Source organism: Streptomyces sp. P5F9, from assembly GCF_057961495.1.
Genome location: NZ_JBXVPZ010000429.1, coordinates 1 through 8326, shown reverse-complemented (window position 1 = coordinate 8326; position 8326 = coordinate 1). Strand labels below are relative to the sequence as shown.

The following is an 8326-nucleotide window of genomic DNA, read 5'->3' as shown; positions in this document are numbered from 1 at the left end:
GGTTTCCGGCCCGACCGGTTGTCCGGCGGGGAACGGCAACGGGTCGCCATCGCGCGGGCGCTGCTCAGCGACCCGGCGCTGCTGCTCTGCGACGAGCCGACCGGCAACCTGGACACCGAGAACACCCTGTCCGTGCTGGAGCTCTTCGACGACCTGTGCGCCCAGGGCATGACCCTGGTCGTGATCACCCACGACGAGGCGGTCAGCCGTCGGGCGGGGCGGTGTGTCCGTATCACCGACGGGCGCCTGGCCGAGGAGGCCAAGTGAGCGTCGTAGAGAGGGAGTTGGGGGGTCCGGCGCGGGTCGAGCGGCCCTGGATGGATCCCCGGGACCTGTGGACGGAGGCCCTCGCCGGGGTCCTCGCCCGGCCGGTGCGGTCCGCGCTGACCACGCTCGGCACAGTCCTCGGGATCACCACGCTCGTCATCACCATCGGGGTCGCGTCCACCGCGGGCAACCAGATCGTCGGCCGCTTCGACGCGCTCACCGCGACCTCGGTGACCGTGACCGTGCCGGAACCGCTGCCCGGTGCGGAGGACGCCGGGCCGTTGGTGCCGTGGTCGGGGACCGATGCCGTGGCGCGGCTGGCGGGGGTGGAGTCGGTGGCGGCGCTCGCCGACTCCGACGCGACCGACAGCGTGCTGGTGCGGGCCAACGACGTGAGCACGCCCGGCGATCTGTCCGGCCAGACCCTCGCCGTGGTCGCCGCCTCGGCGGGCCTGCCCGCGGCCGTGCACGGGCGGATGACCGCGGGCCGGTTCTACGACGCCGGGGACATCGCCCGGCGCGACCACGTCGTCGTACTCGGCGACCAGGCGGCCCAACTCCTCGGCATCAAAAGGGTGGAGGACGCGCCGGCGGTCTTCTTCCGCGGGCAGTCGTACACCGTCATCGGCATCCTCGGCGGGATCCGGCGCGAGGCGCGGCTGTCCACCGCCGTGCTGGTGCCGCCCACCACCGCGGCCGACCGGATCGGGCTGCGGAACATTACCCGCGTGCTCGTCAACACGGCGCTGGGCGCGGCCAAGCAGGTCGCGCGACAGGCACCGGTCGCGCTCGCGCCCGGGCACCAGGACTCGCTCGCCGTCGTGGCACCGCCCGACCTGTCCAAGGCCCGCGCCGGCGTCCAGAACGACGCCAACAGCCTCTTCCTCGTCCTCGGCCTCGTCTCCCTCGTGGTCGGCGCGATCGGCATCGCCAACGTGACCCTGGTGACGGTGATGGAACGCGTCGGCGAGATCGGGCTACGGCGCTCCCTGGGCGCGTCACGGCGGCAGGTGGCCGGACAGTTCCTGCTGGAGTCGACAACCATCGGGCTGCTGGGGGGAGTTGTGGGCGCGGCCCTGGGCATCGCGGTCGTGGTGGGCGTCGCCGTGTTCAAGGAGTGGACGCCGGTGCTCGATCTCCGGCTCGCGCTGGGTGCGCCGCTCGCCGGTGCGCTCGTCGGGCTCCTCGCGGGGCTGTATCCGTCGCTGCGTGCCGCCCGCATGGAGCCGGTGGACGCGCTGCGTGCGCCGTCGTAGGAACACGATCGGCTGAGGTGAGCTGTCCCCCAGGGCCCTCAACTCACCTTTACGGACAGCTCTGTTGAGCCCTTGAGCGGGAGGGTCACGGAGCGGAAGCCGTTGGCCGGGTCGCGGATGTAGTCGAGGTAGTCGGGTTCGGCGTTGTCGTTCATCACGAAGGCGCCGGTGCGGAGTTGGGGCGCGATGAGCTCTATCACCTGGCGGGCCAGTGTCGGGCCGCCGTCGCTGATCGGCCAGCCGTCGATGAGCGCGAAGTCGACGGGGCCGCCGAGGTCGCGCAGCGTCTCCCGGGCGTCGCCGACGCGCAGGTCGACGTACTTGTCCAACTCGGCCTCGGCGAGGTTGTGTTGGGCGGTGGCCGCCTTCTCCGGCACGATCTCGGAACCGATCACCGTGCCGCCGCCGTTGTCGCGCACGGCGGCGGCGAAGTAGATCGTGGACACCCCGACGGACGTCGCGAACTCGACGACCCTCGTCGCGGCGATCGCCCGGCAGAGCAGATAGATGAGGTCGCCCTGATCGGCGTGGATCGAGAAGCCGATGTCGGCGTACGCGTGCGGATCGCGGGTGTCCGCGCCACCGCGCGGGCCTCCGTTCGCGGGGCGGCGGCTTTCGGTCCGCAGTCGGTTCAGTACGGCCGTGATCTGAGGGTCCTGCAGGGGGCTGGTGGAATTCTGCGCGGGCATCATCACTCCAGTTGTTGTATCGCCGATACGTTCCAGGCCTATCACGATATATCGATTGCTGTCGACGGCTCCCGTTGCGAGTCACGCGGAGCCAGGATGTGGTGGGCGAGAGAAAAGGGGGCGAGACAGAAGGAGTCCGTTGTGGTCGACCGGCGCAGGTTCATCGTGGGGTCCGGTGCCGTCGGCACCCTGGCCGTGCTCGGCGCGACGGTCGCGTGCACGGCGAAGGAGGCCAAGGGCGAGGCCGTGAGCGAGACGACGTCGGCCACCGGCCATGTCCGGAGCGCCACCGCGATCACCCAGGTCTACGGCGACGGTCAGACACTCATCGCCGTGGCGGTCGAGTACGACACCGACATCACCGGGTCGGCCCTGTCGACGTCCACGTTCAAGGTCACCGACCGCACGGTCACGAAGGTCTACCCGAACCGTTCCGCCGACCTCGCCGCGCACGGCGGCAACGGCCGCTACGTCATCGTCGAACTGTCCCCGGACGACAAGGCGGCGGCCCGAAGGTCGGCGACAGCACCCCCGGCGGAACCATCGTCGCCGCGAGGGCCACGCTCACCCAGACCGGCACCGTCACCACCACCGGCGGTACGCGCTACCCCGCGAGTACTACGGGGCTGACGACCGACGCGGTGAAGAACCTGAGCGTGGACGACTTCCGGCAGTTCACGTTCACCGACCCGGCGACGAAACAGACCCTCAAGTACAACCTGTTCATCCCCAAGGGCTACGACCGCGACCGCCCCCGAGTACGACTCCGTCGTGATCGACGACACCTACAGACCGTCGCCCCTCCTCGACGCCACGGCCCATCTCGTGCAGGCGCTCACGAAGAAGTACAACCTCGACGAGAAAAGGCTCTACGCCACCGGCCAGTCGATGGGCGCGATGATGACGCTGGGCCTGAACATCAGTACCCGGACTTGTTCGGGGCGTCGTTCGTCGTCGCCGGGCAGTGGCCGGCGGACCAGGCGAAGCCGTTGGCGAAGCCGTTGGCGAAAAAGAAACTCTGGATCGTCGTCTCCCAGGACGACGACAAGTCCTACTCCGGCGAGAACGCCATCACCAAGGTCGTCAAGGAGCAGGGGACGGCCGTAGGAACCGCGGTCTGGAGCGGCCGGTCGAGCGCCGCCCAGTTCGCCGCCGACGTGCGGAGCCTCAAAGCCCAGAAGGCGCCGGTCAACTACGCGGCCTTCAAGACCGGCACCGTCGTACCGGCCGGGTCGACGACCAGCGCGCACATGGCCACCTGGCAGGTCGCCTACACGATCCCCGGCATCCGGGAGTGGGTCATGGACCAGTCCCTCTGAGTTCGCTCTGAATTCGGCTCGTTCTCGCCGTCGAATTTTCGCCGGTGATAAAACGGGGGAATAAAGGCCACCAATTCAGACCCAATGCGTCGCGTTATCTAAGGTTGCACGACGCGAATAACCCACACCACCAGGAAACTTCTGCGTAACCTGTGAAAAGGGGTCTCCTTTCTCCTTTCGCTTCACAGATTGAGGCAGGACAGTGGCGCACGGCAGCCCTGACAAACCTCGATCGAAGGAGCTCACCTTCATGGACAGGCGTAGGTTCATGGCCGGTACCGCGACCGCGACGGCCGGAGCCCTGGCGGTGTTCGGCAGCGCGACCCCCAGCTCGGCGGACGAGGCGAGCGGGACGGGTTCGACGGATTCCACCGGGGACCATGTGAAGGGCCTCACCGCCATCACCCAGGTCTTCGGCGCCGGGCAGAAGCTCGTCGCGGTGGCCGTCGAGTACGACCGGGACATCGACGGCCGGACGCTGTCGACCTCGACGTTCACCGTCACCGACCGCACGGTCACGAAGGTCTGTACGAACCGCACGGCCGACCTCACGGAGCGGTCGCGGGACGGCCGTTTCGTCATCGTCGAGCTGTCGCCGGACGACACGGCGGCGGCCCTGTGGGTGACGGGGCAGGGCTCCGGCACCGGCGGCGGAACCGGGGGGACCGGTGGGACCGGCGGGACCGGTGACTCCGGCGGCGGGGTCGGCGCGGGCGGGCCGAAGGTCGGCGACACCACCCCCGGCGGCACCATCGTCGCCGCGAAGGCCACGCTCACCCAGGCCGGCACGGTCACCACCACGCGCGGCAGGCAGTACGCCGCGAGTACTACGGCGCTGACGACCGACGCGGTGAAGAACCTGATCGTCGACGACTTCCAGCAGTTCACCTTCGACGACCCCGCGACCGGCCAGACCCTCAAGTACAACCTGTTCGTCCCCCAGCACTACAACCCGCGCAAGAGCTACCCGCTGGTGCTGTTCATGCACGACGCGAGCGTGGTCAACGTCGCGACCGAGGGCCCGCTCGTGCAGGGCCTGGGCGCGGTGTGCTGGGCGAGCCCGGAGGACCAGGCCCGGCACGAGGCCTTCGTGCTCGCGCCCGAGTACGGCGCGGTGGTGATCGACGACGACTACGAGCCGTCGACCCTCTTCGACGCCACCGCGAACCTCGTCGAGTCCGTCACGCGGCAGTACAGCATCGACGCCAACCGCCGCTACACGACCGGCCAGTCGATGGGCGCGATGATGTCCCTCGGCCTGAACATCAGGTACCCCGACCTGTTCGCGGCGGCGTTCATCGTGGCCGGGCAGTGGCCGGAGGCACAGGCGGTACCCCTCGCCAAGAAGAACCTGTGGATCCTCGTCTCGGCCGACGACACCAAGGCGTACCCGGGCGAGCAGGCCATCACCGAGGTCATCCAGGAACAGGGCACGAAGGTCAGCACGGCGCTGTGGGACGGGCAGTCCACCGCCGCCGAGTTCGCGGCGGACGTCCGCGGCATGAAGGCCCTGCGGACGCCGGTGAACTTCGCCGCGTTCAAGACCGGCACGACCGTACCGTCCGGCTCGACCACCAGCGCGCACATGGGTACCTGGCAGATCGCGTACACGATCCCCGGCATCCGGGACTGGATCATGCGGCAGTCGCTGTAGGGCCACGGGCGCGCGGGGGCGGGTCCTCGCCGCGGTCCTCGGAGGCATAGAGTGCTGCGGCAGATCCGACAGAACCGGCGGAACCGGCCGCCCGCCCGTGGAGGTAGATCGCGATGGAGACCCCGCCGCAGCTCACCATGGGACGGCTGTTCTCCTCGTGGCAGGCGGACGTCCCCGCGCTGCTGGTCGTCGTACTCCTCGGCGGCCTGTACGGCTGGGGCGTCCTGCGGCTGAGGCGGCGCGGCGAGGCCTGGCCGGTGGCACGGACCGCCGCGTTCGCGCTGCTCGGCCTCGGCACGATCGTGGTCGCGACGATGTCGGCGCTCGCCGTCTACGACCGCGTGCTGTTCTGGCCGGCCGCCGTCCAGAACGTCCTCCTCGACCTGATCGCCCCGCTCGGCCTGGCCCTGGGCGATCCGCTACGGCTGGCCCTGCGCGCCCTGCCCGAACGCGGCGCCACCCGCGCGCAGGCCGCGCTGACCGGACGCCTGGTACGGCTGCTGACCTTCCCCCTGGTCAGTACGGCCCTGGTGCTCGCGACCGAGCTGACGATCTACTTCACGCCGTACTTCGAGACCGCCCTGGCCGACAACTGGCTGCACCAGCTGATGTATCTCCATCTGCTGCTCGCCGGGAGCCTGTTCGTGCTGCCGGTGCTCACCCGGGAGGAGGCGCTGCCCGCCTGGTGCACGCATCCGGTGCGGGCGGGGCTGGTGTTCGTCGACGGGATCATCGACGCGGTACCGGGGATCGTGGTGATGACCCACGGCACGCTGATCGCCGGGGCCTGGTACCTGAGCCACTCCCCGTCCTGGGCCCCCGACGTCCAGCACGACCAGCAGCTCGGCGGCGGCGCGATGGTCAGCATCGCCGAACTGGTCGCCCTTCCCTTCCTCCTCGCGATCCTCGTCCAGTGGGCCCGCACGGAACGCGCCGAGACGGTCGCGCTGGACCGGCGTCTGGACACGGAACTGGAAGTGGTCCGGGCGACGCCGGCGGAGACCTCGACGGGGACTGCGACAGGGGCTGAAACGGGGACTTCCACTGAAGGGCCCGATCTCGTACGACCCTGGTGGGAGACGGAGAACAGCGAAGTCGCACAGCGCATCCGGGGACAGCGCTGACGGCTCTCAGACCCGGCTGTCCAGACCGTCCGGACTGTCCAGCTCCCTTATGAGCCGGGCCCCTTCACGGGTCATGATCTCCGGGTCGCGCAGGGCGTTGGAGAGCAACGACATGCCCTGATAGGCGCCGACCAGGGCCAGCGCACGGCCCTCGGGGTCGGCCGCGCCGAGTTGCCGGTACTGCTCCGCCACCCAGTCCACCAACCGCCGTATGACCTGGCCCGCGGCGAGATCGAGGCCGTCCTCGTAGCGCTTGTCCAGCTCTACGGCGAGCGTGCCCACGGGGCAGCCGTGGCGGGCCGCGGTGTCCTTCTGCTCGACCCAGCCGCCGACGAGGGCCTTGAGGCGTTCGCGCGGGTCGGGGAGCCGGTCGAGCTGTGCGGTCAGGGTCTCCAGGTTGCCGGTGTGCTCGGAGAGGGCCGCCTCGATCAGCTCGTCCTTGGTCTTGAAGTAGTAGTAGACGTTGCCCGTCGGGACGTCGGCGGCACGGGCGATGTCGGCGATGGTCGTGCGCTCCACGCCCTGTTCGTGCAGGACCCGGGCGGTGGCGGTCGTCAGACGCTGCCGTTTGCCCGCGGCGGCGCCGCGGGCGCTGGAAGCGCCGGGCCGGGAATCTTTTGAGTCAGTCACCTGACTAACTATAGACAACCGAGGGGTCTGGCGTGCTAGCTTCTTCTCGACGGAGTTAGTCAGCCAACTAACTTAGACATGACGGGGGTAGCGACATGATCGTGGTGACGGGTGCGACCGGGAACGTGGGGCGGACGCTGGTGCGGACACTCAGGACACTCACGGAGGACCAGGTCCCGGTGACCGCCGTGGCCCGGTACATCAGCGAGGCCCACGTGCCGCCCGGAGTGCGCGCGGTGGCCGCCGACCTGGCCGAACCCGACGGCCTGCGGGGCGCGTTCGAGGGGGCCGGGGCGCTGTTCCTGCTGGTGGCGGGCGAGCGGCCGTACGACATTCTGGACGTGGCCAAGTCCGCCGGTGTCCGCAGGGTGGTGCTGCTGTCCTCGCAGGGGGCCGGGACCCGTCCGGAGGCGTACACGCATCCGCGCCGATTCGAGGCGGCCGTACGGGAGTCGGGGCTCGACTGGACGATCCTGCGGTCGGGCGGGCTGGACAGCAACGCGTTCGCCTGGGCCGAGTCGATCCGCGCGGGGCGTACGGCGGCGGCGCCCTTCGGGGATGTGGGCCTGCCCTTCGTGGACCCCGACGACGTGGCCGCGGTCGCCGCCGCCGTACTGACCACCGACGCGAGCACGACCACGCACATGGGCGCGACCTACACCCTCACCGGCCCCGCGCCGACGACACCCCGCGCGCGGGCGGCGGCGATAGGGGCCGCGCTCGGTGAGCCGGTGGCCTTCGCGGAGCAGACGCGCGCGGAGGCGCACGAGGTGATGGCACGGTTCATGCCGCTGCCCGTGGTCGAGGGCACGTTGGCGCTGCTCGGCGAACCGACCGAGGAGGAGCAGCGCGTGAGTCCCGACGTCGAGCGGGTGCTGGGGCGGGCGCCGGGTGCGTTCGCGGGATGGGCCGAGCGAAACGTGGTGGCGTTCCGATGACCACAACCCGCTCCACCCGCGTCCTCGACTCGACCATGTCCTACCGGGAGTCGGGCACCGGGACGCCGATCGTGTTCCTGCACGGCAACCCGACCTCCTCCCACCTGTGGCGGAACGTCATGCCGGGTGTGGCTTCCGGGCGGCTGCTGGCGCCCGACCTCATCGGCATGGGCGACTCGGGCAAGCCGGAGATCGCGTACACCTTCGCCGACCACGCCCGGTACCTGGACGCCTGGTTCGAGGCGCTCGGGCTGGGGGACGTGGTGCTGGTCGGACACGACTGGGGTGGCGCCCTGGCCTTCGACCGGGCCGCGCGCCATCCGGACCGGGTGCGGGGCATCGCGTTCACCGAGACCATCGTGAAGCCGATGAGCTGGGCGGAATTCCCCGAAGGGGGCCGGGAGTTGTTCCGGGCGATCAAGACGGAGGGGGTCGGCGAGGCCATGATC

General features: G+C 70.1%; 10 protein-coding genes. 8 read left to right on the top strand and 2 right to left on the bottom strand.

What is annotated here, in order from left to right; genetic code table 11:
- The coding region (locus AC31A1_RS41335; RefSeq protein WP_489658234.1) for an ATP-binding cassette domain-containing protein at positions 1-267 on the top strand (267 nt) is incomplete at its 5' end.
- On the top strand, positions 264-1523 hold the full coding sequence (locus AC31A1_RS41330; RefSeq protein ID WP_489658233.1) for an ABC transporter permease: 1260 nt from the start codon (positions 264-266) through the stop codon (positions 1521-1523). The genes AC31A1_RS41335 and AC31A1_RS41330, both read left to right, overlap by 4 nt.
- Before the next feature lie 38 nt (positions 1524-1561).
- On the opposite strand, the gene AC31A1_RS41325 is transcribed toward AC31A1_RS41330, so the two are convergent.
- A complete protein-coding gene (locus tag AC31A1_RS41325; protein ID WP_489658232.1) occupies positions 1562-2212 on the bottom strand; it encodes an O-methyltransferase in 651 nt (216 codons plus the stop codon).
- A gap of 141 nt (positions 2213-2353) precedes the next feature.
- On the opposite strand from AC31A1_RS41325, the gene AC31A1_RS41320 reads away from it, so the two are divergent.
- The 4 genes from AC31A1_RS41320 (at position 2354) to AC31A1_RS41305 (ending at position 6309) form a co-directional block, all read left to right on the top strand.
- Complete coding sequence (locus AC31A1_RS41320) at positions 2354-2842, top strand: hypothetical protein (RefSeq protein WP_489658231.1); 489 nt, start codon at positions 2354-2356, stop codon at positions 2840-2842.
- Positions 2843-3144: 302 nt separating this feature from the next.
- Positions 3145-3531 (top strand): hypothetical protein, encoded by a 387-nt coding sequence (locus tag AC31A1_RS41315; RefSeq protein WP_489658230.1) that lies wholly within the window; start codon positions 3145-3147, stop codon positions 3529-3531.
- 250 nt (positions 3532-3781) lie between these two features.
- Entirely contained in the window at positions 3782-5185 is a 1404-nt protein-coding gene (locus AC31A1_RS41310; protein WP_489658229.1) for an alpha/beta hydrolase-fold protein, read from the top strand.
- Positions 5186-5298: 113 nt separating this feature from the next.
- Positions 5299-6309: a cytochrome c oxidase assembly protein gene (locus AC31A1_RS41305; RefSeq protein WP_489658228.1), complete on the top strand. Its 1011-nt coding sequence runs from the start codon at positions 5299-5301 to the stop codon at positions 6307-6309.
- Positions 6310-6315: 6 nt separating this feature from the next.
- Here AC31A1_RS41305 and AC31A1_RS41300 read toward each other — a convergent pair whose 3' ends face one another.
- Positions 6316-6939, bottom strand: a complete 624-nt coding sequence (locus tag AC31A1_RS41300) for a TetR/AcrR family transcriptional regulator (protein WP_489658227.1) — start codon at positions 6937-6939, stop codon at positions 6316-6318.
- 95 nt (positions 6940-7034) lie between these two features.
- Between AC31A1_RS41300 and AC31A1_RS41295 the strand changes: the two genes are divergently transcribed.
- On the top strand, positions 7035-7877 hold the full coding sequence (locus AC31A1_RS41295; RefSeq protein ID WP_489658226.1) for an SDR family oxidoreductase: 843 nt from the start codon (positions 7035-7037) through the stop codon (positions 7875-7877).
- Positions 7874-8326 (top strand): haloalkane dehalogenase (locus AC31A1_RS41290; RefSeq protein ID WP_489658225.1); only part of this gene is annotated, 453 nt, incomplete at its 3' end. The genes AC31A1_RS41295 and AC31A1_RS41290, both read left to right, overlap by 4 nt.

Coding starts and splice junctions, on each gene's coding strand:
- AC31A1_RS41325 (WP_489658232.1), bottom strand. CDS start 2,212: ATGCCCGCGCAGAATTCCACCAGCCCCCTGCAGGACCCTCAGATCACG.
- AC31A1_RS41295 (WP_489658226.1), top strand. CDS start 7,035: ATGATCGTGGTGACGGGTGCGACCGGGAACGTGGGGCGGACGCTGGTG.
- AC31A1_RS41305 (WP_489658228.1), top strand. CDS start 5,299: ATGGAGACCCCGCCGCAGCTCACCATGGGACGGCTGTTCTCCTCGTGG.
- AC31A1_RS41310 (WP_489658229.1), top strand. CDS start 3,782: ATGGACAGGCGTAGGTTCATGGCCGGTACCGCGACCGCGACGGCCGGA.